At 65.5% G+C, this 24143-nt stretch carries 20 protein-coding genes, 1 tRNA gene and 1 other RNA gene; 16 read left to right on the top strand and 6 right to left on the bottom strand.

Annotated elements, in window-relative coordinates:
• The first annotated feature begins 28 nt into the window (after positions 1-28).
• Positions 29-1093 (top strand): phosphotransacetylase family protein, encoded by a 1065-nt coding sequence (locus tag BerOc1_RS11655; RefSeq protein ID WP_071545864.1) that lies wholly within the window; start codon positions 29-31, stop codon positions 1091-1093.
• Between the two features lie 655 nt (positions 1094-1748).
• The gene (locus BerOc1_RS11650; RefSeq protein ID WP_071545863.1) at positions 1749-2564 is read left to right on the top strand and encodes a cyclase family protein; all 816 of its coding nucleotides are present in this window, start codon (positions 1749-1751) and stop codon (positions 2562-2564) included.
• A gap of 176 nt (positions 2565-2740) precedes the next feature.
• On the opposite strand, the gene BerOc1_RS11645 is transcribed toward BerOc1_RS11650, so the two are convergent.
• The 3 genes from BerOc1_RS11645 to BerOc1_RS11635 form a co-directional block, all read right to left on the bottom strand.
• The gene (locus BerOc1_RS11645) at positions 2741-3634 is read right to left on the bottom strand and encodes a DMT family transporter (RefSeq protein WP_071545862.1); all 894 of its coding nucleotides are present in this window, start codon (positions 3632-3634) and stop codon (positions 2741-2743) included.
• Positions 3635-3734: 100 nt separating this feature from the next.
• Entirely contained in the window at positions 3735-4685 is a 951-nt protein-coding gene (locus BerOc1_RS11640) for a proline dehydrogenase family protein (RefSeq protein ID WP_071545861.1), read from the bottom strand.
• Between the two features lie 77 nt (positions 4686-4762).
• Complete coding sequence (locus BerOc1_RS11635) at positions 4763-5599, bottom strand: AraC family transcriptional regulator (RefSeq protein ID WP_071547096.1); 837 nt, start codon at positions 5597-5599, stop codon at positions 4763-4765.
• Positions 5600-5710: 111 nt separating this feature from the next.
• Between BerOc1_RS11635 and BerOc1_RS11630 the strand changes: the two genes are divergently transcribed.
• A complete protein-coding gene (locus tag BerOc1_RS11630; protein ID WP_071545860.1) occupies positions 5711-7075 on the top strand; it encodes an MATE family efflux transporter in 1365 nt (454 codons plus the stop codon).
• 17 nt (positions 7076-7092) lie between these two features.
• Here the strand turns inward: BerOc1_RS11630 and BerOc1_RS11625 are convergent, their stop codons facing one another.
• Positions 7093-7725: a LysE family translocator gene (locus BerOc1_RS11625; protein WP_242652965.1), complete on the bottom strand. Its 633-nt coding sequence runs from the start codon at positions 7723-7725 to the stop codon at positions 7093-7095.
• Between the two features lie 106 nt (positions 7726-7831).
• On the opposite strand from BerOc1_RS11625, the gene BerOc1_RS11620 reads away from it, so the two are divergent.
• The 8 genes from BerOc1_RS11620 (at position 7832) to cysS (ending at position 15087) form a co-directional block, all read left to right on the top strand.
• Positions 7832-8701 (top strand): LysR substrate-binding domain-containing protein, encoded by an 870-nt coding sequence (locus tag BerOc1_RS11620; protein WP_071545859.1) that lies wholly within the window; start codon positions 7832-7834, stop codon positions 8699-8701.
• A gap of 349 nt (positions 8702-9050) precedes the next feature.
• Positions 9051-9126, top strand: a tRNA-Ile gene (locus BerOc1_RS11615).
• Between the two features lie 170 nt (positions 9127-9296).
• Positions 9297-10292 (top strand): Nif3-like dinuclear metal center hexameric protein, encoded by a 996-nt coding sequence (locus tag BerOc1_RS11610; RefSeq protein ID WP_071545858.1) that lies wholly within the window; start codon positions 9297-9299, stop codon positions 10290-10292.
• Between the two features lie 42 nt (positions 10293-10334).
• Entirely contained in the window at positions 10335-11072 is a 738-nt protein-coding gene (locus BerOc1_RS11605) for a zinc ribbon domain-containing protein (protein ID WP_071545857.1), read from the top strand.
• Between the two features lie 11 nt (positions 11073-11083).
• An RNA gene (rnpB, locus tag BerOc1_RS11600) (RNase P RNA component class A) lies at positions 11084-11443 on the top strand.
• 74 nt (positions 11444-11517) lie between these two features.
• On the top strand, positions 11518-12702 hold the full coding sequence (gene ispD, locus BerOc1_RS11595) for a 2-C-methyl-D-erythritol 4-phosphate cytidylyltransferase (RefSeq protein WP_084641689.1): 1185 nt from the start codon (positions 11518-11520) through the stop codon (positions 12700-12702).
• Between the two features lie 2 nt (positions 12703-12704).
• Positions 12705-13586, top strand: coding sequence for an aq_1923 C-terminal domain (locus BerOc1_RS11590; RefSeq protein WP_071545855.1), 882 nt, complete (start codon positions 12705-12707; stop codon positions 13584-13586).
• 43 nt (positions 13587-13629) lie between these two features.
• Positions 13630-15087, top strand: coding sequence for a cysteine--tRNA ligase (gene cysS, locus BerOc1_RS11585; RefSeq protein WP_071545854.1), 1458 nt, complete (start codon positions 13630-13632; stop codon positions 15085-15087).
• Positions 15088-15374: 287 nt separating this feature from the next.
• On the opposite strand, the gene BerOc1_RS11580 is transcribed toward cysS, so the two are convergent.
• On the bottom strand, positions 15375-16052 hold the full coding sequence (locus BerOc1_RS11580; protein ID WP_071545853.1) for a 16S rRNA (guanine(527)-N(7))-methyltransferase RsmG: 678 nt from the start codon (positions 16050-16052) through the stop codon (positions 15375-15377).
• Positions 16053-16668: 616 nt separating this feature from the next.
• Positions 16669-19086, bottom strand: a complete 2418-nt coding sequence (gene topA, locus BerOc1_RS11570) for a type I DNA topoisomerase (RefSeq protein ID WP_071545851.1) — start codon at positions 19084-19086, stop codon at positions 16669-16671.
• Positions 19087-19476: 390 nt separating this feature from the next.
• On the opposite strand from topA, the gene BerOc1_RS11565 reads away from it, so the two are divergent.
• The 5 genes from BerOc1_RS11565 to BerOc1_RS11545 all read left to right on the top strand — a co-directional run bounded on the left by BerOc1_RS11565 (position 19477) and on the right by BerOc1_RS11545 (position 24133).
• Complete coding sequence (locus tag BerOc1_RS11565; protein ID WP_071545850.1) at positions 19477-20607, top strand: twin-arginine translocation signal domain-containing protein; 1131 nt, start codon at positions 19477-19479, stop codon at positions 20605-20607.
• A gap of 466 nt (positions 20608-21073) precedes the next feature.
• A complete protein-coding gene (locus BerOc1_RS11560) occupies positions 21074-21781 on the top strand; it encodes a YggS family pyridoxal phosphate-dependent enzyme (protein WP_071545849.1) in 708 nt (235 codons plus the stop codon).
• Between the two features lie 19 nt (positions 21782-21800).
• A complete protein-coding gene (locus BerOc1_RS11555) occupies positions 21801-22562 on the top strand; it encodes a motility protein A (RefSeq protein WP_071545848.1) in 762 nt (253 codons plus the stop codon).
• Between the two features lie 24 nt (positions 22563-22586).
• Positions 22587-23408 (top strand): OmpA/MotB family protein, encoded by an 822-nt coding sequence (locus BerOc1_RS11550; RefSeq protein ID WP_071545847.1) that lies wholly within the window; start codon positions 22587-22589, stop codon positions 23406-23408.
• A gap of 2 nt (positions 23409-23410) precedes the next feature.
• The gene (locus BerOc1_RS11545) at positions 23411-24133 is read left to right on the top strand and encodes an OmpA/MotB family protein (RefSeq protein ID WP_071545846.1); all 723 of its coding nucleotides are present in this window, start codon (positions 23411-23413) and stop codon (positions 24131-24133) included.
• Positions 24134-24143: the final 10 nt, after the last annotated feature.

Raw genomic sequence — 24143 nt, 5'->3', positions numbered from 1 at the left:
CCCCTTCACCCTCAGGAGGACAATAGGCATGGCTGGACTCTACATAGGCTCTACCACCGGGTATTCAGGCAAGAACATGATCGTCATGGGCATGGGCCTGCGCCTGCAGAAAGACGGGTTCACCGTGGGCTACATGAAGCCCGTCGGGGCCATGCCCATGGAGATCGACGGCAAGCTCGGCGACGAGGACGCCGCCTTTGTCCAGGACGTGCTCGGACTGAACGAAGACCCGGCCATGGTCACCCCCGTGGTCGTCACCCAGGACTTCAAGGTCAAGGCGTTCACCGGCAAGATGGACGGCCTGCTGGACAGCATCGTCGAAGGCTATGAGGCCGTGTCCAAGGACAAGGACGTCACCCTGGTGGCCGGGTCCGGGTCCATGTACTCCGGCAAGTACTGCGACACCGACGCCATCTCCGTGGTCCGCAGGCTCGGCATCAAGACCGTGATCATCGACCGCTTCCAGAAGGAACTCAAATACGACTACCTCATGGCCATGAAGGAGACGCTGGGCGACCTCATGGCCGGCGTCATCCTCAACGACGTGCCCCCGAATTTCATGGACGAGATCTCGCAGCTCCTGGGCCCGGCCCTGGAGGCCAAGGGCGTCAGGGTCCTCGGCGTCATCCCCCGCGACCCGCTCATGGGCGCCATCAAGGTCGGCGACCTGGCCGACCGCCTGGGCGGCAAGATCATCTCCGCCCACAACAAGTCCGAGCGCGTGGTCGAGTCCTTCCTCATCGGCACCATGCAGGTCGAAAACTTCATGACCCACTTCCGCAAGAAGAAGAACTCCGCCATCATCGTGGGCGGCGACCGGTCCGACGTGCAGCTCGTGGCGCTCGAAGGCGACTGCCCGTGCCTCATCCTGACCGGCAACCTCTACCCCAACGACATCATCCTGACCCGCTCCGAGGTACTGGAAACGCCCATCATCATGGTCCGCGAAGACACCTTCACGGTCGCCAAGAAGATGGACGACATCCTCTCCCGGCACAAACTGCGCGACGCCATCAAGATCAAACAGGGCGCCGAACTCGTGTCCAACAACATCGACTTCGAATTCCTCAAAAAGGAACTCGGCCTGAAATAGTCGCGCCGCCTGAGACAACGTAAAGTGCGGGCCGCTGACGCGGCCCGCACTTTTTTTGCCTCCGGCGGCCGTGGGAAGGGGAGGAAAAACCCTTTGAAAAGGGTTCTTTCCTCCCCTTCCCACGGACCCCCATCCCCTCCTTTTCCCAAACTTTTTGTTGCCGCTTCGCGGATGGCGGGAGCGCCGGGAATAGACTCTTTTCACGCCCCGGTCCAAAACGCCGCCCTCTCAATTGTCCATAACCCTCGCCCTGCCTGGCGGCGTGGGCAACCGTCCCGAAGTGTTCGCGCCGGGCTCCCCTTCGAACCGCGCCGACGTCCGGCGCGAACTCTTCGGGACACCGCACAGTCGCGTCCCGCCCAGCCCTTTGCGCATCCCGCCTCGCCGCAGGCGACAAAGGGGATGCAAGGGGTCATAGCCCCTTGCCCGCCGGAGGCGAAATCATCCGTCCATCGCCGCTAAGCGGCCTCCATCTCCCATCCCTCTCCCGCCCCCTGCCCGCTGTTGCCGAACAGCGCCCCCATGGGGTAAAACGGCAGCCACGGAACCGATCCGCATTGAGGAAAGGGTGTCCCGGCGATGGGGACGGGCGGGACCGGGCGCTGACCGCGCCGGATGGGCCTTTCCCCGGAATACGTAAAAAGAGAGAGTTTCGATGTTTCAGTATGTGAGAGCGCAGGCACGCTGCGCATTGGGCCTGGCCCTGTGTCTGCTCCTTGCGGCGGGCACGGCCATGGCGGGTGGAAACGGCGCGCTGACTCCAGAGCAGATGGCCCGGGCGTTCGGCAAGGTCGTTTTCCTGAGCCACGTCAACACCACCAACATGCCCATCTTCCCCGGCGACCCGGACCCGGTGATCGAGCCCGCGTTCACGGTCCAGGAGGACGGCTTCTTCCTGCAGTCGGTGACCATGGGCGAGCATTCCGGCACCCATTGGGGCGCGCCCGCGCATTTCAACGCCGACGAAAAGACCGCGGACAAGCTGCCCGCGACCTCCTTCGTCTTCCCCGCCGTGGTCATCGACGTCCGCGCCAAGGCGGCCAAGAATCCGGACTACGCCCTGAGCCTTGCGGACGTGCAGGCCTATGAAAAGGCCAACGGCCGGATTCCGGACCACGCCATGGTCATCGCCTTCACGGGCTGGGACGAGCGCTGGGACGACCCGAAGGCCTTTTTCAACGAGGACAAGGACAGCGTCATGCACTACCCGGGCATCGGCGTCGACGCCACCCAGTGGCTGATCGACAACCGCGCCCTGGGGGGCCTGGGCATCGACACCCACGGCGTGGACCCGGGTTCCGACGAATCCTACGCCACCAACACGGCCCTCCTGAAGGGCGACCGCATCCACCTGGAAAACCTGGCCGGGCTGGAGCAGCTGCCCGCCAAGGGCGCGTGGATCGTGGTCGGCGGCGTGCGCAACATCAACGGGTCCGGCTCACCGGCGACGGTCCTCGGCTTCCTGCCCTAGGGCCAAGCCGCGCATATCGACTACGGCCGCACTCTTCGGAGAGCGCGGCCGTATCTTGAAAACATCCCTTCGACCCGACCGGTTCATGATCGGCCCCGGTTCCCGGCACTCCACCGGGCACCGGGGCCTTTTCATTGCGTAAGGGAGGGATGCGGCGCCGTTTCCCTTGGGGGCTCCTACCGCCGCCCCAGCCAGACACCGGCCCCGACCACGCAGCAGGCGGCCAGTTGCGCGCAGGTCAGGGTCTCGCCGAGCAGCAGCCAGCCAGCGACCAGGGCCACGGGCGGCACGAGGTTGATGGACAGGGCGGCCCGTCCGGCGGGCATGCAGGTCATGGCCATATTGTACAGGCCAAACGCCCCGAGGGTGACGAACAGGCCGAGATAGACCACGGCCAACCAGGCGATCGGAGGAGCTTCGAACAGAGAATCGGACAGGGCAGCAAGACCGCCGGGCAGGAAGAAGAGAGCCCCGGCCACGCATTGCAGGCCGGTCAGCCACCAGGTGGAATAGCGTGTGGAGAGGCGTTTCATGACCACCATGTAGACCGCCGCGCAGACCATGGCCCCGACCTCCAGGAGATTGCCGAGGGCGGGATTGGGGGCACTCGCGTCCGGGGCCCCGGCCATGGACAGCCAGATCACCCCGGCCATGGACACGGCCAGACCGAGCATGGCGGTGCGGGTCATGGGCTCGCCGAGAATGGCCCAGGCCCCGGCAACCACGAAGAGGGGTACCAGGGAGGAGACCATGCCCGCCTGGGACGAGGTGGTCAGGTTCACGGCGTTGCTCTCGAGCAGGAAATAGAGGCACGGCTGCATCAGACAAAGCGAGCCGAGGACCTTCCAATCGCCGGGCCGGTAGCCGGGCCGGGGGATGCGGTGGGCAAAGAGGGGCACGGCCAGGGCGGCCAGAGTCATGCGCAGCCAGACCAGGGTCTGCGGCCCGAACCCGGTCAGGGCGGTCTTGGTGGCCATGAAGGAGGTGCCCCAGAGGAGCACGGCGGCGGCCAGCCAGGCCGGGGCGAGCCAGGCGGCGGGCCGCGCCAGGACGGCGGTGTTTTCGGGCATGGTGTTCTCCTGATTGTTTCGGGGAACACCATGCCGGGGCGGGCGGACCGGGTATTGTAGGAAATTGCGGCCCGCGCCCGTGCAAAGCCCGCCGCGCCCGCTACTCGCCTCCGCCGATCATGGAGCGGAACACGAAGCCGAGGTTCTTGGGATTCTCGCCCACCCGGCGGATGGAATAGGGCCACCAGTCGCGGCCGAACGGCAGATACAGCCGCATGGACACCCCGCGCTCGGCCAGTTCGCGCTGATAGGCCGTGCGCACGCCCAGGAGCATCTCCACTTCCCACTGGTCGCGTTGCCAGCCGTTGGTCGCGGCCACGTGCTCGGCAAAGGCGACCATGTTGTGATCGTGGGTGCCGAAGACCGGATACACGCCCCGCTCGCGGGCCTCGGGGGACAACAGGGTGACGACGGCCTTGCGGTAAGCCTCGTCCCGGTCGCGCCGCCCGGTCGCGGCCTTCTTGCCGGATTCGGCAAAGGCGCCCTTGACCAGCCGGACCATGGCCCCGTCCGCCACCAGCCGGGCCAGGTCGCCGGGCGTGCGGTGCAGATAGGCCTGGACGGTCACGGCCGCGGGCAGGTTTTCGCCGCGCAGATGATGATAGAGATCCAGGGTCGGCTGGGTGACCGAGGAGTCCTCCATGTCGAGCATGAGCACGTCCCGCCCGGCCCCGGCGTGCTCCGCCACCTCGCGAGCCAGGGCGGTGACGTTCTCGCGGCACGCCTCCCAGGATATCATCGCCCCCAGCTGGGTGGGGTCCACGGACAGGTGCACGTCCAGGCCGGACCGGCCCAGCCCCCGCGCCACCCCGGCCAGGGCGAGGCGGGTGGCCTCGATCTCCCGCGGGTCGGCCACGTATTCGCCGAGGTAAAACAGGGAGGCTGACAGCTTTTGTTCACGCAGGGATTGGGCGCGCTCCAGCCCCTCGGCCCCGTCGCGGCCGCCCACGAACCGGCGGGCGAACCGGTCCATGAACCGCGATTCCTGCATCCGGCGGGTCACGGACTCGCTCCGGGCCAGGCCGATCATCATCTTTTGCCACAACAGCATGGTTCTTCTCCTTTGGTTGAGGAGAGGGAGCCTAGTCGCGGCCGGGGAAAGCGTATTGTACGAAATTGCGGCCCGGATCAGGATCGGCCGGAGTCCCGGTACTGGCCGGGCGTGGCCCCGGTGTACTGGCGAAACACGCGGGTGAAGTGGGACTGGTCGGTGAACCCGGTCTCCAGCGCCGCCTGGCTGACGGGCATGCCTTGGGCCAACAGCCGCTTGCCCAGGTCCACGCGCAGCTGGTTCTGGTAGGCGTGGGGCGGCAGGCCGGTGGCGGCCTGGAACACGCGCAGCAGGTGGTAGCGGCTCATCCCGGCGGCCCGGGCCAGCTCGTCCAGGGAGACCTTTTCGGCGAGGTGGTCCGTCAGGTAGGCGCGCACCGCCTTGACCGCGTCGCGTCCGCCGGAGCGGACCTCCCGCGCGGGACCGGGCTCGCCGTGGCGGGTGATGGCCTCGGCCAGCCCCTGGACGAGCAGGCTCTCCCGTTCCAGGCGATCCGCCTCGTCGGCAATGGCCCGTTGCAGGGCGCGCAACCGCTCGACCAGCCGGGGATCGTCGACCACGGGCTCGGGGAAACGCGGAAGCCGGGCGTCCGAGCCGAAGAGTTCGCGGGCCACGGCCAGGAGCAAGGCGGGGTCGATGTAGAACATGGTGTAGGCCATGTTCGAGTCCGGGTCCGGATTGCAGGCGTGGGCCATGTGCGGGCCGATGAAGACGACCCGGCCGACGGTCGCGGTGTACGCGCTCCCTTCGAGGTCGAAGGTGGTCCTGCCCTGCTCGATGAAGCCGATGGAAAAGGCCTCGTGCACGTGGGTGCGGAAGGCCTCGGCATGATAGGTGGACCGGCGCACCTCCACGCCCGGCAGGTCGGGGTCGCGCCAGAAGCGCACATCCTCGTTGGTCGGCGTCTTTCCCATGACGAATACGTACAGGCCCCGGCGCGTGGCCGTCAACCGGCCCGGACGCGACCCGGAAGCCCCGGCGGGAAAAGGGTGTATCTCCGCAGGGTAAACGGGTACAGTCGGTCCATGAGCAAAACGGCCATCGACAGGACCGACCTGACCACGCGGCCCATTTCCGAGGTGATCCGGCAGGTGGCCGTGCCCTCGAGCGTGGGCTTTTTCTTCAACACCATGTTCAACGTGGTGGACACCTGGTGGGCCGGACGCATCGACACCCACGCCCAGGCCGCCCTGGCCCTGTCCCTGCCCGTGTATTTCATCATCACCGCCCTGGCCGGGGGCATCGGCACCGGCTCCACCGCGTTGATGGGCTCGGCCCTGGGTGCGCGCGACCGGGCCAAGGCGTCACTGGTCGGCGTGCAGATGCTCGGCTTCGGCCTGCTCGCGTCCGTGGCCCTGGCCTGGTTCGGCCTGGCCTTTTCACCCGCCATCTTCGGCTGGCTCGGGGCGCGCGGCGACTACCTGGCCACCTGCCTGAGCTACATGAACCCGATCTTCGCCTGCAACGTGGTGACCATGTCGCTCTTCCTGTTCAACGCCATCCTGCAATCCCAGGGCGACACCAGGAGCATGCGCAACACGCTCATCCTCATGGCCTCGCTGAACGTGGTCCTGGACCCATGGTTCATCCACGGCGGGTTCGGCCTGCCCGCCATGGGGCTGGCGGGCGTGGCCTGGGCCACCGTCATCCTGCAGGGCATCGGCGGGGTATACCTGCTGTTCAAGACCCGGCGCACCGGGCTGCTCAAGACCGACAAGGGCCGCAACTTCATTCCCCGGCTGAAGATCTACGGCGAGATCGCCCACCAGGGGTTCCCGGCCGCGCTCAACTCCATGACCGTGGCGCTGGGCTTCTTCGTCATCTTCCGCTACGTGTCCGGGTTCGGGCCCGAGGCCTCGGCGGCATACGGCATCGCCACGCGCATCGATCAGGTGGTGCTCATGCCGACCATCGGCCTGAGCGTGGCCGCCCTGACCATCACGGCCCAGAACTACGGCGCGGGCCGGATAGACCGCATCCGCGAGAACTTCCGCAAAAACCTGCTGTATGGGGCGTACCTGCTCGTCCCCCTGTCCGTGCCCATCCTGCTCCTCGCCTCGCCGCTCATGCGCATCTTCACCCAGGACCCGGCGGTCATCGCCGTGGGCGCGGGCTATCTGCACATCGACGCCTTCACCCTGTACGGCTACGTGGCCATCTTCGTGCCCACCTCGGTCCTGCAGGGCATGAAGCGCCCCATGTTCGCCATCTGGCTCGGCCTGGCCCGCCAGGTGGTCGCCCCGTTCATCCTGTTCACGCTGTTCACCCAAATCCTCGGCTACCCCATCACCGCCCTGTGGCTGGCCATCTTCGCCATGGTCTGGACCAGCGCCGCCGTGGCCCTGTGGTTCGCCAAAAGGACCATCCGCAAGGTGGAGACGGCGGGCTAGCCCCTCGCGCGATCCGGTCAGTTATCGATCGCCAGGGTCACGCCCAAAGCGACGAGGCAGCCGCCCACCCCCCTTTCCACGGCCCGCCGCCAATGGTTGAAGACGCGCAGGGCCGCCGGGTTGGTCAGGACCAGGACCACGAAGGCGAACCAGGCGAGGTGGGTCAGGACGATGTACGCGCCGATGCCCACCAGGGCGATCCGGGGCGTGCCGGGCGCCACCACCTGGGTGAACAGGGCGATGAAGAAGAGCACGGTCTTGGGATTCAGGACATTGCACAGAAAGCCGTTGCGGAACGCCTGCCGGAGATCGGCGCGGACACCGGGCGCAGGGACTTGCGGGCGGCCGGGTTCGTCCCCGCGCGACAGCAAGGCGGAGCACCCCAGCCAGACGAGGTAGGCGGCCCCGGCGTACTTGACCGCCGTCAGCAGCCAGGCGTAGCGGGCCACGAGCCAGCCCAGCCCGAGCAGGGTGTAGGTAACGTGGACCACCACCCCGCAACCGATGCCCAGCGCGGTGGCCAACCCCGGCCCCCGGCCGGAACGCAGGACGTTGCGCAAAATAACGGCAAAGTCCGGCCCCGGACTGACCACGGCCAACAGGGTGATCCCGGCCACGGCAAGCAGATTCGTTTCGATAGTAAAATTCACGATTATTCTCCCGATTGATCTTATTTACTCGCATCATAAAAGAGGATATGAAATGCACAATCGATTAATTTGTAGACAACCGGTGAATTAAACTCACGGAAAGCCCATGCCCAACCTCCCTCCCCTGACCCCGCTGGCCAGTTTTCTGGCCGCCGCGCGCCACGGCAGCTTCACCCGGGCCGCGCAGGAACTGCACGTGACCCACGGCGCGGTCAGCCGGGCCGTGAGGCAGGTGGAGGAATTCTTCGGGTTCGAGTTGTTCGAGCGGCGCAACCGGGGCATTTTTCTGACGGACCGGGGCCGGACCTTCGCCGCGCGGGTGGAGACCCTGTTCGCCGGGCTCGAGCGGGCCTGCGAGGAGCTCAAGGCCGAGCCCTCGTCCCAAAGGCTGTCCGTGTCCTGCGAGCCCACCCTGGCCATGCGCTGGCTCATGCCCCGGCTCGACGATTTCCACCGGGCGGCCCCGGGCGCCGAGGTGCTGCTGTCCACGGCGGGCGGGCCCATCGACCTGTCCGAACAAGGGGTGGACCTGGCCATCCGGCGCTCGGATTTCGCCTGGCCCGGCCGGTACCACAGCCAGTCGCTCGGCCGGGAGCCCGTCGGCCCGGTATGCAGCCCGGCCTACTGGGCGGCCCACGAACACACCTCCAAACAGCTCCTGCACACCCGCACCCGCCCCACGGCCTGGACCGATTGGAAGGGACTCTCCGGCCAGAACCCAAACGCCGACGCCGAACAGTTCTTCGACCACTTCTACTTCAGCCTCCAGGCCGCCACCGCCGGATTCGGCCTGGCCATCGGCCCCCTGCCCATGGTCCGGGACGCCCTGGCCCAGAACCTCCTCGTCGCCCCCTACGGCTTCACCACAACCCCCATCGACTACGTCGTCATCACCCGCCGCCCCCCAAAACCCGACTCCCCCGCCCAGGCCTTCATCACCTGGCTGACCCAAACCCTCGACCTCCCCCGATCCTGATTTCACCCAGAAGCGATTCGGATGCCGCAGGCACCCGACAACGCCCCCTCATGGAGTGCTTTGGATGCGCAGCATCCAACAACGGCTCTCCCATGGAGCGCCTTCGTGCGCAAAGCGCGCGAACAGCGGCTCTCTCCCCCGCGTTCGCACGGAGTGAGGCTTTCGAGAGTGGGTCAGATGTGCATTTTCTTCCGGGGGGGCTTTCACCGCAGTGTAGTGGGCCTACATGAGGATGAAAGCCCCCCGGAAAAAATGTGCAGATGGCCCGCTATCGGAAGCCGACGTACAAAGCACCGCCGTGGAGTTGACACCATGGGCGGCTTCCGGCTATGGTGCTCGACTCCACGGCGGGCCAGTAGCTCAGTTGGCAGAGCCACCGGCTCATAACCGGTCGGTCCCAGGTTCGAATCCTGGCTGGCCCACCAACGACCCACTTCCGGGAGACGTGATTGACGAAGACCCGAAAGCAGAAGATCGCATATTTCCTGAAATCCCCGAACAAGGCCGTAGGCCGGGTGATCGAAGAGGACAAGAGATGCTCCCGAGGGGGAAACCCTACGGGAGCATCCTCATTATGGGAAATGGTCATAACCATATGAAAATTCAAGATATTTTGGCGATTTTCAGGAACCTCGCCCCGGAGGCGAACCAAAGTTCCTGGGACAACTCCGGCGTGCAGGTGGCCGGGACCCTGGCCGACACGGACAAGGTGGCCGTGACCCTGGAGCCCACCCCGGCGGCGGTTTCCCGCTGTGTCGAGTGGGGCGCGGGCGCGGTGATCACGCACCACCCGCTGTACATGCAGCCCAAGGCCCCGAGCGCGGAAGGAATGTACCTGGACGTGCTCCGGTCGATCATCCCGGCAGGGAGCTGGCTGTACGCGGCCCACACCTCCCTGGACACCCGGCCTGGGGGTCCAGCCTTCTGGCTGGGCGAGGAACTGGCGTTGACCGGCAGGCGGCTGCTCGAGGTGGAGCACGGCCGCGCCCCGGTGGAGGCCTCGTTCTACTGCGAGGAACCGATCACCCGCGAGGCCGCCGACATCTGGGCCGACCACGACGGGGTGCACTCGGTGGCCCAGAGCCGCACCGGCGAGGTCCGAGTGGTCTGCGACGAGCCCAAATGGCGCGGACTGGCGGACAAGATCGAATTTTCCCTGGGCGGACGGCCCCTGTTCTACCTGCGCTCCCTGACCGCGCCGGTGAGCGAGGTCGGCTTCGGCGAGGCGGGCGAACTGCCTGAACCGATGTCCTTTGAAGCGTTCATGGACCGGCTGGCCGGGCTGATCGAACGCGACGCATTGATGGTCGCCGGGCCCAGGCCGGAGCGCGTGCGCACCGTGGCCTATTGCGGCGGCTCGGGCACGTCCCTGATCGAGCGGGCGGCGCGCGCCGGGGCGGACGTGTTCGTCACCGGGGACATGAAGTACCACCCGGCCGTGGAGACCCCGGTCTGCGTGGTGGACGTGGGCCATTTCTCCCTGGAAGAGGAGATGATGCGCCGCTTCGCCGAGGAGCTCGGCCAGGCCATGCCCGGCGCGGAAGTCCGTTTCTTCCCGGGCGAGGACCCCTTTTCGGTATACAGCAAGTAGCGGATACACTTTTTGATTTCAAATAGATAGTGAGGTTAACCCATGTATCAGAAACAGATTGAACAGTTGATCGTCCTGCAGGAAGTGGACGACGAAATCCTCGAGCTGACCCAGGAGATCGAGCAGGCTCCCCAGGAGCTGGCCGACCTCGAGAACCAGCTCGGCGAGTTCGAGGAGCGCCGCGGCCAGATTGACGAGAAGATGAGCATCCTCAACGAACAGAAAAAGAAGCTGTCCGTGGAGATCGAGGAGGATGCGGGTAAGATCAAGAAGTCCAAGAACAAGCTGATGCTCGTGGGCAACACCAAGGAATACCACGCCATGATGCGCGAAATGGATTCCCTGGAAAAGCTCAACCGCATGCGCGACGACGAGCAGGAGGCCGTGCGCGAGGAGCTGGTCCGCCAGGACGAGGCCACCCAGGCCCTGGACGAGGAGATGGGCGGCGTGCAGGAGCAGTTCAACGCGCTCAAGACCACCCTGGACGAGCGCCTGGACAAGGCCAACAAGAAGCTCGAGGCCCTGAACCGCAAGCGCAAGAAGGCCTGCAAGGCTGTTCCGCCGCCGATCCTGGGCCGCTACGAATTCATCCGCGAGCGCATGGAGCACCCGGTCATCGTGCCGGTGTCCGAAGGCGTGTGCTCGGGCTGCAACATCATGATCCCGCCGCAGGCGTACAACGACCTGCAGAAGGGCCAGCAGATCCTGAGCTGCCCCAACTGCCAGCGGCTGATCTACTGGCAGGCCTTTGTGCAGGCCGGAAGCGCCGAAGAGGAATAGATCACAAGTCCGGAGTCGGGCAGGTCATCGCCGCGGCCATCGGCCGGGGAGGAAAGTCCGGGCTCCGCAGGGCAGGACGCTGGGTAACGCCCAGGGGGAGCGATCCCCGTCACGTGCAACAGAAAGCAGACCGCCTCCGGGGCAACCCGGCGGTAAGGGTGAAACGGTGGGGTAAGAGCCCACCGGCTGTCGCGGCGACGCGGCAGGCCAGGTGAACTCCGTCCGGAGCAAGACCGAATAGGACAGCGTTTGAGGCCGGCCCGGCCGAAGCTGTCGGGTTGGTTGCTCGAGCCGTCCGGTAACGGGCGGCCTAGATGAATGATGACCACCCCGCAAGGGGAACAAGACCCGGCTTATGACCGGCTCCGACTTGTGTACACCGCGCGGGGGAGGCACCCCCTCCCCCGCGCGCCCAATTTCGACAGGCAACCGCATGGACCGCACCATGAACGACATTTGGGCCATTATCCTGGCCGCTGGCTCCGGCACACGGCTGGCCGAGGCCACGGGCGGCGAGCGCAAGCAGTACCTTGAGTACAAGGGCGTGCCGCTGTTCTGGCACTGCGCCCGGGCATTCTCCCGCGTGGCCCGCGTGCGCGGCCTGGTCTTCGTCTTCCCGCCCGAGGACGCTCCGGCCATGGACAAGAAGCTGCGCCAGTTTTTCAAGACCGAGGACCTGGGCGTGCAGTGGACCGTGGTCGCCGGGGGCGAGCGGCGGCAGGACTCGGTGCGCAACGGGCTGACCGGCCTGCCCAAGTCGTGCGGCCATGTCCTGGTCCACGACTCGGCCCGCCCCTTTGTCTCGGCCCGGCTGGTCCGTGAACTCGTGGACGCGCTGGACTCCGGCGCGCGCGGCGCGATCCCGGCCGTGCCCGTGACCGACACGGTCAAACGGGTGGCGGACAACAGGGTCGCCGAGACCCTGGACCGTTCCGAACTGGGGGCCGTGCAGACCCCGCAGGGGTTCGAGACCGCGCTTTTGCGCGAGGCCCACGACCGCGCCCTGGCCGAGGGCTGGGAGGTCACGGACGACGCCTCCATGGTCGAGCGGCTGGCCGAGGTCGCGGTCGTGCCGGGCGAGGCGGGCAACGTCAAGATCACCGTGCCCGAAGACCTGAAAAGGCTGGAGGAGGCCCGGACCACCGTGCCGTGCACGGGCTGGGGCTACGACGTGCACCGCTTCGGCGGCGAGCACGACCGGCCCATGGTCCTGGGCGGCGTGCCCATCCCGGGCGGCCCGTCCATGGTGGCCCACTCGGACGGCGACGTGCTCCTGCACGCCCTGGCCGACGCCATCCTGGGGACCTTCGGCGGCGGGGACATCGGCACCCATTTCCCGGACACGGACCCGAATTTCGACAACGCGGACAGCGGCGTGCTCGTGCGCGAGGTCCTGGACATGGCCGAGCGGGCCCGGACCCGCATCGTGCACGCGGACCTGACCGTCATCGCCCAGGTCCCGCGTCTGGCCCCCCACGCCGCGCAGATCGCCAAAAACGTGGCCCGGCTGCTCGGCCTTGAGCAGCACCAGGTCAACTTCAAGGCCACAACCGAGGAAAAGCTCGGCTTCACCGGCGAAAAGAAAGGCATCAAGGCCGTGGCCTGCGTCACCGGCCTGAGGGAGATGTAACCGTGTCCGGCCTGAAGAAATTCCTCGTCTCCTTCGTCATCTTCGCCGCGCTCTGCTTCTTCGGCCTGAAATGGTACGTCAACACCGAGGTGGACAAGGAACTGACCAGGGCCGTGGCCGACATCCCGGGGCTGGCCCTGTCCTACGCCGACCTGTCCGTGGACATCACCGCCCACACCGTGACGCTTGAGCGGGTGGACGCCCTGTTCCCCTCGGGCCAGCACGTCCAGGCCGACTCGGTGTCCATCGCGGCCTTCGACCGGGACAACCCCATCCCCCACTTCGCAACCATCTCGGCCAAGGGGCTGACCATCCCGGCGACCGCGCAGAATTTCGGCGAGTGGGCCGGGTACATCGAGGGGCTGGGCATCAAGACCCTGGCCGGCAACGCGGGGCTGGACTATACCTACGACCCGGAGACCAAGATCCTGGAGCTCAAGGAGCTGTCCCTGGACGACCCCAAGCTCGGCGCGCTCAAGCTGACCGGCGCCCTGGACAACGTGGACCTGACCGGATTCCGGCCGGAACAGAGTTTCGCCCTGGGCATCCGCTCGGCGGTCCTGACCTTCGACAACCGCGAGTTCATGCGCCTGGTCAGCGCGGACTGGGCCAAAAAGACGGGCGCTTCCGAAGCCGCCACCCTGAGCCGGATCAGCCTGGAGCTGGACGGACTGGCCGCCTATGCCGAGACCCAGGCCAACGAATCGGCCCGCGCGGCCATGCTCGGCCTGAAGACGTTTTTGAACGACCCCGGTTCCCTGACCGTGTCCGCCAACCCGGCGGAGTCCGTGCCCGTGCTCTATTTCTTCATGGGCCGCGACCTGTTCGAGAACCTGGACCTGCTGAACGTCCACGTGGAGACCGTTCCGGCGGATGGAATTTAATCAAAGCATAATTATTTCAATGCAATAAAAATGGAGTGATCCAATGAGACTCTACAACACCCTCAAACGGCGCAAGGAAGCATTTACCCCGGCCAACGACAACGACGTGAACATGTACGTCTGCGGCATCACGGCCTACGACCTCTGCCACATCGGCCACGCCCGCTCCAGCGTGGTCTTCGACGTGCTCTATCGCTACCTCAATCACGAGGGGTACAACGTCAATTTCATCCGCAACTTCACGGACATCGACGACAAGATCATCAAGCGCGCGGCCGAGGTGGGCAAGGAGGCGGGCGAGATCGCCGAGAAGTTCATCGGCGAGTTCTACGTGGACATGGACCGGCTGGGCATCCAGCGCCCCACGGTGGAGCCCAAGTGCACCGAGCACATCCCGGAGATGATCGACCTGACGAAGCGGCTCATCGACAAGGGCCACGCCTACGCCACCCCGTCGGGCGACGTGTATTTCAAGGTCCGCTCCTTTGACGGCTACGGCAAGCTGTCCGGCCGGAACATCGACGAGCTCGAATCCGGCGCGCGCATCGCCCCGGGCGAGGAAAAGCAGGACCCGCTCGACTTCGCCCTGTGGAAGGCGGCCAAGCCCGGCGAACCGTTCTGGGAATCCCCCTGGGGCCAGGGCCGTCCCGGCTGGCATCTGGAGTGCTCGGCCATGTCCGAGAAATACTCCCCCCTGCCGCTGGACATCCACGGCGGCGGCCAGGATCTGTCCTTCCCGCACCACGAGAACGAGGTGGCCCAGTCCGAGGCCGCCACGGGCAAGCCGTTCGCCAACTACTGGGTGCACAACGGGTTCGTGCAGATCAACTCCGAAAAGATGTCCAAGTCGCTGGGCAACTTCTTCACCATCCGCGACATCCTGGACAAGTTCCTGCCCGAGACCCTGCGCTACTTCCTGCTGACCATGCACTACCGCAGCCCGCTCGACTTCTCCTTCGACGCCCTGGAAGAGGCCGAAAAGGGCGTCAAGCGCATCTACTCGGCCCTGAGCCAGATCGACGTGGAACTGGCCAAGGAGAAATGGAAGAAGTCCCCGTTCCCCGAGGACCTGACCAAAGAGCTCGACGAGATCGAAAAGCACTTCGCCGAGGCCATGGCCGACGACCTGAACACCGCCGGGGCTCTGGGCCACATCTTTTCCGCCATCCGGTTGGCCGGGCGCGTGGCAGAAGACAAGAACCTGCGCAAGTCCGAAGGCGGCCGCGACCTGTTCGCCCGTATCAAGGCCGACATGGCCGACTGGGGCACCATTCTCGGCATCTTCGAGCGCGAGCCCGCCGAGTTCCTCCTGGAGCTGCGCGACAACCGCGCCGCCCGCGCCGGCATCGACCCGGCCAAAGTCCAGGAACTGCTCGACGCCCGCGCCCAGGCGCGCAAGGACAAGGACTTCGAAAAGTCCGACGCCATCCGCGACGAACTCGCCGCCATGCAGGTCGAAGTCCACGACACCCCGCAAGGCGCCACCTGGGACGTTTTGTAAGAATAAGAATGCCTCCGGCGGCCGGGGGAAGGGGAGAGGGAAACCCTTTGAAAAGGGCTTTCCCTCTCCCCTTCCCCCGGACCCCCCATCCCCTCTCCCTTCCCAAACTTTTTATAGCCGCTTCGCGGAGTGCGCAGAGAACGAAACCCCGGTCCGTTTGAGCCGGGGTTATTCTTTTGGCGCTCGCACGGCTTCGCCGAAGGCGCGACAAAAAGTTTTGAAGGGGAGTCCAGAGGGGAAACTTTTTCAAAAGTTTCCCCTCTGGCCGCCGGAGGCATTCTTCGCTTCTACTCGACCTTGAACGACCAGAAGTAGCGCTCACCGCCCGCAGCCGGGTAGGAGGCCACGTCGCCGAGCCGCCAGCCGTCGGGGACTGAGGCTTCATCCGGGGGCGGATCGTTGGCCAGGATGATGGCGGCGCCGGTGCGGCCCGGTTCCTTGCGGAGCATGGGGTGGATGAAATCCAGAAGTTTTTGCCAGGGCATAAAGGCGCGGCTGAGGATGAGGTCGGCGGTGGCCTGGTGGCCGGACCTGGACAGGCGGTCCAGGGCGTCCTCGGCCTTGCCTGGGAAGACGCTGGTGGCGGGCAGCTTGAGGCGGCCGAGCGCGCTCTTCATGAAGGTGGCCCGTTTCTCGCGCACCTCCACCAGCCAGTAGTCGCCCGCCTGCCAGAGCACGCGCAGGGGGATGCCCGGCAGCCCGGCCCCGGCTCCGAAATCGAGGCACAGAGGTCGGTCGGGCAGGTTCAGCCCGGCCACGAAATCGGCCAGGAACAGGGAGTCCACCACCAGCCGGTCGAACACGGTCCGCCAGTCGGACGGGCCGACCAGGTTCATCTTTTTGTTCCACTTGATAAGCTGGTCCAGATAGACGGCCAGCAGTTCGGCCTGGTCCGGCTCCACGGGGCGGCCCAGCTTGCGGGCCGCGGCCAGCACGGCCTGCGCATCGGGTTGGGTATCGGGCATGGGCAGCAGATACGTTGTTTCCCCGAAACAATCCAGCCCCGCGCAACCAGGAAGGCCGCCCGGGTGTGGACGGCCTTCTTGGGGAGGATGTAGGTGTGACGTTCGGACGGCAATGGCAGGCCGCCCATGGTAGAGAATGTCTCATGCGCAACGGGCCGGTCATGCCCCTCACGCACCTCCCTTCTACACGCCGCCACCCCCAAAAACATTGACCTGGATCAATTCCAACAACTTTTTCCGCACAAAAAAAGGGAGCCAGGCTCCCTCACCGAATAGCGCCTTGGGTGACCCAGCGCCCAACAGCCTCTTTATCATGCCTGCATCAAAACCCTCCCGCCCCATGGAGCGACTCGGTTGGCAAAGCCAACCGACAGCGGCTCTCTCTTCAGCCGCCAACCCGTCCTCGGAATAGGCTTTGATTCGCCCTATCCTGGGGCTCACCCCTTCGGGGCGTTGCGGAAAGACCGCAACGTCCAAATCCGCTGTCCTGCGGATTTGTCGAGAGTGGGTCAGCTGTGCATTTTCCTCCGGCGGGCGCTGATCCTCACGTGGACGGCTACGCTGCGGTCAGCGCCCGCCGGAAAAAATGTGCAGATGGCCCGCTATCGGAAGCCGCCTACTCCTTCTCGTCCACAGGACGAGAATAGTCGCACCCCTTTTTGGGGCAGGCGATGTGCTCGCCCTTGTCCTTGGAGGTCTTGCGGACCAGGATGGGGTGGTTGCACTTGGGGCACGGCTCGTTGATCGGCCAGTTCCAGACCGCGTAGTCGCACTTGGGGTACTCGGAGCAGGAGTAGAAGATCTTGCCCCGGCGCGAGGATTTCTCGACCAGCTCGCCGTTGCAGCCCTCGCGCGGGCAAGGCACGCCCGTGGAGAACGGCGCGGCGTAGGTGCAGTCCGGATAGTTGGAACAGGCGATGAACCGGGAGCCGGTGCGCGCCTTCTTGAGCAGCAGCTCGCCGCCGCAGTCCGGGCAGGTGCCGACCACTTCGGGCTTTTCCGACTCCACGACCTTGATGTTGCCGTTCTCATCTCGGGTAAAATTGACGATGGACTTGCAGTCCGGGTAGCCGGTGCAGCCCAGGAACTCGCCGCGCCGGGACTGCTTGATGGCCATGGGGCGGCCGCACTTCTCGCAGAGCACGCCGGTGTCCTCGGGCTTCTCGCGCTCCACCACCTGGATGTTGCCGTGCTCGTCGCGGGTGAAGTTCTTGATGGTCCGGCAGGTCGGGAACCCGGTGCAGCCCAGGAACTCGCCGGTCTTGCCGAACTTCACGGCCATGGGCTTGCCGCAGTTGTCGCACATGATGTCCGTGACCTGCTGGGAGCGGCCCATCTCGGTGCGCGCCTTTTCCAGTGTGGGGTAAAAGTCGCCGCCGAAGTCCTTGAGCAGTTCCTCCCAGTTCTTCTTGCCGTCGGCCACGTCGTCCAGAAGTCCTTCCATCTGGGCGGTGAAGCCCACGTCCATGAGGGCCTGGAAGTGCTCGGACAATTGGTCGGACACGGTAAAGCCGAGCTCGGTGGGCACGAACCGCTTCTCCTCGAGCTTGGCGTACTCGCGGTCGATCAGGGTGGAGATGATGGCCGCGTAGGTGGACGGCCTGCCGATGCCCAGCTCCTCCAGGGTCTTGACCAGCGAGGCCTCCGAGTAGCGTGGCGGCGGCTGGGTGAACTTCTGTTCCTTTTTCAGCTCGTTGAGCTGCAGCACGTCGCCTTCCTGCAGCTTGGGCAGCTCCACATCGTCCTCGGAACCGGCCTTGTCCATGGCGGCCAGGAAACCGGCGAAGAGCATCCGTTCGCCCTTGGCGCGCCACACGGTCTGCGGGGCGTTGACCAGCACGGTGGTGTCCCAGAAGGTGGCCGCGGCCATCTGCGAGGCCACGAACCGCTGCCAGACGAGCCGGTAGAGCTTGTACTGCTCGCCGGGCAAAAAGCTCTTCACGCTTTCGGGCGTGATGGTCACGTCGACCGGCCGGATCGCTTCGTGCGCGTCCTGGGCACCGCCCTTGGTCTTGAAATTCCGGGTCTTGGACGGATAGAAGTCGTCGCCGTACTTGTCCAGGATCAGCTCCTTGGCCGCCTCCTGGGCCTCCTTGGCGATGCGCACCGAGTCGGTACGCATGTAGGTGATCAGCGCAGTGGTGCCGCGCTTGCCCAGCTCCACGCCCTCGTACAGTCGCTGGGCGATGGACATGGTCCGCTTGGCCGAATAGCCCATGCGCCGGTTGGCGTCCTGCTGCAGGGTGGAGGTGATGTACGGCGGCAGGGGCTGGCGCTTGCGCTGCTTCTCCTGCACGGTGTCCACCTTGAACTCCCCGTTCAGCAGCTCCCGTTCCAGGGCCTCGGCCTGGTCCGCGTTGGACACATGGTTGGCGCCCGGTTTGACCGCCTTGCCCTCGAGCTTGTGCAGGTCCATCCAGAACGGCGGCGGGTTGCCGCCCTCCAGGAGCACCTTGAACGGCCAGTACTCGTCGGGCCGGAAGGCGCGGCGTTCCTTTTCGCGCTCGACCAGAATCTTGAGCGCCACGGACTGGACGCGGCCGGCCGAGATGCCACGCTTGACGTTCTTCCACAGGATCGGGGAAATCTTGTAGCCCACCAGCCGGTCCAGGATGCGCCTCGCCTGCTGGGAGTCGAACAGGTTCTCGTTGAGGTCCTGGGCGTGCTCAAGCGCGTCCTTGACCGCCCGGGAGGTGATCTCGTTGAACTGGATGCGCCGGATGTTGTCGTTGACCGGCTTGAGCAGCTCGGCCACGTGCCAGGCGATGGCCTCCCCCTCGCGGTCCGGGTCGGGCGCGAGATAGACGGTGTCCGCCTTCTTGGCCGCGGCCTTGAGACGCTTGACCACGTCCTCCTTGCCCTGGATGATCTCATAGTGCGGGGCGAAGTTGTTCTCCTCGTCCACGCCCAGGTCACGGGTGGGCAGGTCGCGCACGTGGCCCACCGAGGCGTCGACGATGTAGTCCTTTCCGAGGAACTTGGAAATGGTCTTCACCTTGGCGGGGGACTCGACGATGATCAGGTCTTTCGGCATGTTACGGCTCTCTTATCAGGCTGTTGAAAAACGCGCGATTGCGCTCCTGCACTCGCGCCTTCTTCAACAGGCTGAAGATGGTATCCGGCCTGCCTTGGTGGTCGCGGGGCTCTGGCCCGTCCAAAACCCGTTCCCGACAGACTGAGGGGGGTCTATGCACGCTTTTGCTTCGACTCGTCAAGCTTCTATATATAGATAATGGGTGAAAAGCGCTTTTTTTCCCGTTTTCCGGCTCGCGGCAGGTCCCCTTCGACGCGCCGAGCCCTTGCCCGGTTGTGACCTATTTTTCATCCGCAGGACACATTCCGTCACCCGTTCGTCAGGCTGCCGACGAAACCGGGAGGTATGTTCAAAACACCATACAACCCCTCTGCTTTCAAGGAGAAAAACATGCCTTCCGAACATCTCAACCGTCGTGACTTCCTGAAAATCGGGGCTCTGGCCGGCGCGGCCGCCGCGGTCACCGCCCTGCCCCTGCGCGCCCACGCCGCTCCGGCCACGGTCACCTTTGACGAATGCGTGGCCATGGCGCCCCAGGACATGGCCGACGCCTCGGGCCCGGTGTCCGCCTCCTGGCAGTCCATCCTCCAGGCCGCCGGACAGATTCGCAATCCCGGCCTGCGCGCCAAGGTCCTGGCCGTGCTCGACAACCCCGCGCCCACGGTGACCAAATCCATCGGTACGAGCGAAAAGAAGGCCATTTACAAGGAGCTGTCCGCCAAGGGGCTGATCCAGGACGTATCCGAAGCCGATTTTCTGCCGCCCGTGTCCGGCGCCGCCACCGCGCCCCAGCCCTTCTGGTCCGCGCCGGGCTCCGGCTACGGCAGCCACCACGCCTATCCCGGCGGCCTGTGCACCCACACCGGCCTGAACACCCGCGTGTCCCTGGCCCTGTACGACGGCTACCGCGAGGTCTACGACTACATGCTCGACCGCGACGTGGTCATCGCCGCCCAGCTGCTGCACGACCTGCACAAGCCATGGGTCTTCCAGTGGGGCGCGGACGGCGAGTCCCGCACCGAGCTTTCCCTGGCCGGGACCGGCGAGCACCATCCCCTGGGCGTGGCCGAGTCCATCGCCCGCAAGGTGCCCGCCGAGGTCGTCGTGGCCCAGGCCTGCGCCCACAACCACCCGCGCACCGACAAGGACGAGGCCCAGGTCGTGGGCTGGCTGACCGCCGCCTCGATCATCGCGGGCGTCGATCCCGTGCGGTACGGCCTCCTTGCCGCGGACGGAAAGACCCTGCCCCTGCCCCGCCGCCAGGAGGGATTCGTCACCCACCTCGGCGACCACGACTGGGTCCTGACCGTGCCCGCCAACCACTGGGTCCTGCCGGTCGTGGAGAAGGTGGCCGTGCGCGACTACAAGCTTTCCCGGAACGACCTCAAGGCCAAGCCGTTCAAGCAGTTCCGCAACTACGTCTATTCCCAGGCCACCATCATGGGGTTGTACGAAACCTACGCGGCCAAGGGCGAAGACGAACTCGTCCGCACCATCCACACCATCGTCACCCCCGCCTAGAGGGGCGGTCGCACTCCACGCCGGGCGCGGCTCGCCGCGCCCGGCGTGTTCGCCTCCGGCCCCCATCCCCCTTTCCCTCCTAAACTTTTTGTGCCGCTTCGCGGGCTGTGCGTTTTTGGGCGTTGTGGTCTTTGTGGCCTCGGCCTCGTTAGACGCGCTGTGGCGGCCGGAAGAGAGGGGCGGTGTTTCATGGGGTGAATGGTCGTTGCCGAGGAATGACGGGGACTAGAGAAAATCTAGACTTAACTTTGCGGCAATATTGGCGAATTCCGAACGGTTACAGTTCCGGTAAAATTTCGGGTGGTTAGGGTGCGTAAATTCATGGTATAAGCGGGTACGCGACGGACGGATGCGAAAAATCATCATTAATTCATTAAACTAATTGAAAATCGGGCCGATAAGAGCCATTGGGACATCAGGGCCGGATTGAACGGGCCGGTGGCCCGGCCCGGCGTACGGAACAAGAATGAGTCAGAGACAACAGGAATTGGCCGAACGGGCGGCCGGAGTCCGGCAGGCGCTGGCCGAGGCCGCGAAGCAGGCGGGCCGCGCGCCCGAGGATATAACCCTGGTGGCGGTCTCCAAACTGCACCCGGCCTCGGACATCCGGGACCTGGCCGAAACCGGCCAGACCGAGTTCGGCGAGAACTACGTGCAGGAGGCCCTGGCCAAGCAGGAAGAGCTGGCCGGGCTGAACGTCAACTGGCATTTCATCGGCGGCCTGCAGTCCAACAAGGCCAAGTACGTGGCCGGGAAGTTCGCCCTGGTGCACAGCGTGGATTCCTCCAAGCTGGCGCAGGCATTGCATAAAAAGGCGGCGAGCCTGGACACGGTCCAGGACATCCTGATTCAGGTGAACATTGCGGGAGAAACGCAGAAGTCCGGAATCACGGTGGGAAAGCTGCCGGAACTGGCCGAGGCGGTCCTGGGCATGGGGGGGCTGCGGCTCGTCGGATTGATGACGTTGCCGCCGTTCTTCGACGATCCCGAGCGCGCCCGGCCGGTGTTCGCCCGGCTGCGGGAGCTGCGCGACGGACTGGAAACGCGCCTGGGCACGGCCCTGCCGCACCTGTCCATGGGCATGACCGGGGACTTCGTCCCGGCCGTGCGGGAAGGCGCGACACTGGTGCGCATCGGCACACGGATCTTCGGGGCGCGGCCGCCGCGCGACTGAGAACCAAAGCGGAGACAGCATGGATCTGGGTACCTTAATCGGCATCGTCCTTTCGTTCGGACTGGTCCTGTCGGCCATCATGACCGGCTCCAGCCTGATCATCTTCGTGTCCGTGCCCTCCCTGCTCATCGTGGTGGGCGGCACCATCGGGGCCGGGCTGGTCAACTACCCCATGAACTACATCATCGGCGTCATCGGGGTCATCAAGAACACCTTTTTCTCCAGCCTGGATTCCCCGGCCGAGATCATCGACCGCTTCAAGGACTACGCCAACCGCGCCCGCCGCGAGGGCATCCTGTCCCTGGAGCCGCTTATCAAGGAAATCGACGACGACTACATGCGCAAGGGGCTGCAGCTGACCGTGGACGGCCTTGAGCCGCAGACCATCCAGGAAATCCTGGAAACGGAAATCTCCTACCTGGCCGAGCGCCACGCCACCGGCGCGGACGTGGTCTCCGCCCTGGGCACCCTGGCCCCGGCCATGGGCATGATCGGCACGGTCATCGGCCTGGTGCAGATGCTCCAGACCATGAGCGACCCGTCGTCCATCGGCCCGGCCATGGCCGTGGCCCTGCTGACCACCCTGTACGGCGCGCTCATCGCCAACCTCATACTCATGCCCATGGCGGGCAAGCTCAAGGCGCGCAGCAAGGAGGAAATCCTTTTGCGCGAGATGATCATGGAGGGCATCCTGTCCATCTCCAAGGGCGAGAACCCGCGCATCATCGAGGAAAAGCTGAACAGCTACCTCCCGCCCAAGGACCGGATCGTCTCCGAATAACCCGCAGACCCGAAGGGGCGCGTCATGGCCAAGAAGAAACTGAAGCAGGTATGCGAGGAGATGCCCCTGTGGATGGTCACGTTCGCGGACTGCATGACTTTGATGCTGACCTTCTTCATCCTGCTCGTGTCCATGGCCACCATCGACCAGCGGCGCAAGCTGGTCGCGCTCGGCTCCATCATCGGCACCTTCGGCTTCAACCGGGAGGGCTACGACGTCTTCACCCGGAAGGACACCAAGAAGACCGTGGAGCCCGGCCCCATCGACACCGGCGACCTGGAGCCGCTGCAATCCCTGAAATGGGAGAACGTGGACAAGGACATCAACTTCTCCTCCAGCCGCTTCGTCCAGATCCTGTCCATCAACGCGAGCCTGCTCTTCGGCCCGGACGGCTACACCCTGAGCGCCGAGGGCAGGGCCACCCTGGACGGCTTCCTGCCGCTGCTCGCGCAGGTCAAATATCCCCTGCTCCTGGCCGGGCACACCTCGGACATGCGCGACGAGCTCGGCCTCAACTACCAGCCCGGCGACGACCAGGCCAACCCGGACCTCTCCTGGAAGCTCTCGCTCAACCGCACCCTGACCATCTACCGCTACCTGCTCGACAACGGCATGAGCCCGGACATGCTCCGGGTGGAGGCGTTCGGCAAGTACCGGCCGCACTATCCGCCCGACACGCCGGAGAACCGCGCCCGCAACCGGCGGGTGGACATCGTCCTGGACAAGCGATCCAGCCGGCTGGGCGACCGCATCGTCGAGGCCCTGCCCACCGCGCCCGAACGCAATGACGCCATGACCGTGGACGGCTTCGAATTCGACGTGTCCACGCCCAAGGAGTTGCAGTAGGCATGGCCAAGAAGAAAGAGGCGCCCTGTCCGCCCATGGCCCTGTGGCTGGTCACCTTCTCGGACCTGATGACCCTGCTGCTGACGTTTTTCGTCCTGCTGCTGACCATGGCCTCCATGGACAACTCCATCCTGACCAAGGTGACCCTGACCACCGCGGACCTCGGCCTGCTCGACAAGCGCGGCTCGGGCCGGGTCAACGCCAAGGAGCGGCTCATCGTCGAGCTCATGGAAAAACCGTGGGAGGTCCTGGAAAAGCAGCAGCGCATCAAGGACCTGCTCTTCCCGGACGACACCCTGCCCGACGAGATCAACAAGGCCGACCTGGACGACAACCTCGACGTCCTGGCCAAGCAGGACGGCGTGGCCCTGGTCTTCACCGACCGGATACTCTTCGCCCCGGGCGGCTCCGAGCTGTCCGACAAGGGCAAGTACCTCATCGCCCGCCTGGTGCCGATGATGACCCAGACCGACGCGCCCATCAACGTGGCCGGGTACGCCGACGCCTCCGACGCCACGCAGACCCCGTTGGAACTGTCCGGGGACCGCGCCCTGGCCGTACTCTCCTTCCTGGTGGACAGGGGCGTGCCCGATTCGCGTTTCTCCCTGTCCGCCTACGGCGGCGCCTTCCCGGTCATCAACGAACTGGGCAGGCCCGTGGACTCGCCCAAGAACCGGCGCGTGGAGATTCTGCTCAAGACCGCCCGGCCCATCGGCGGCTACTGACGAGTCTAAA

Origin of the sequence: Pseudodesulfovibrio hydrargyri (assembly GCF_001874525.1) — a bacterium.
Taxonomy (GTDB): Bacteria; Desulfobacterota; Desulfovibrionia; order Desulfovibrionales; family Desulfovibrionaceae; genus Pseudodesulfovibrio; species Pseudodesulfovibrio hydrargyri.
The sequence above is the reverse complement of the archived record's forward strand: the minus strand, read 5'-3'. Positions and strand labels throughout refer to the sequence as shown.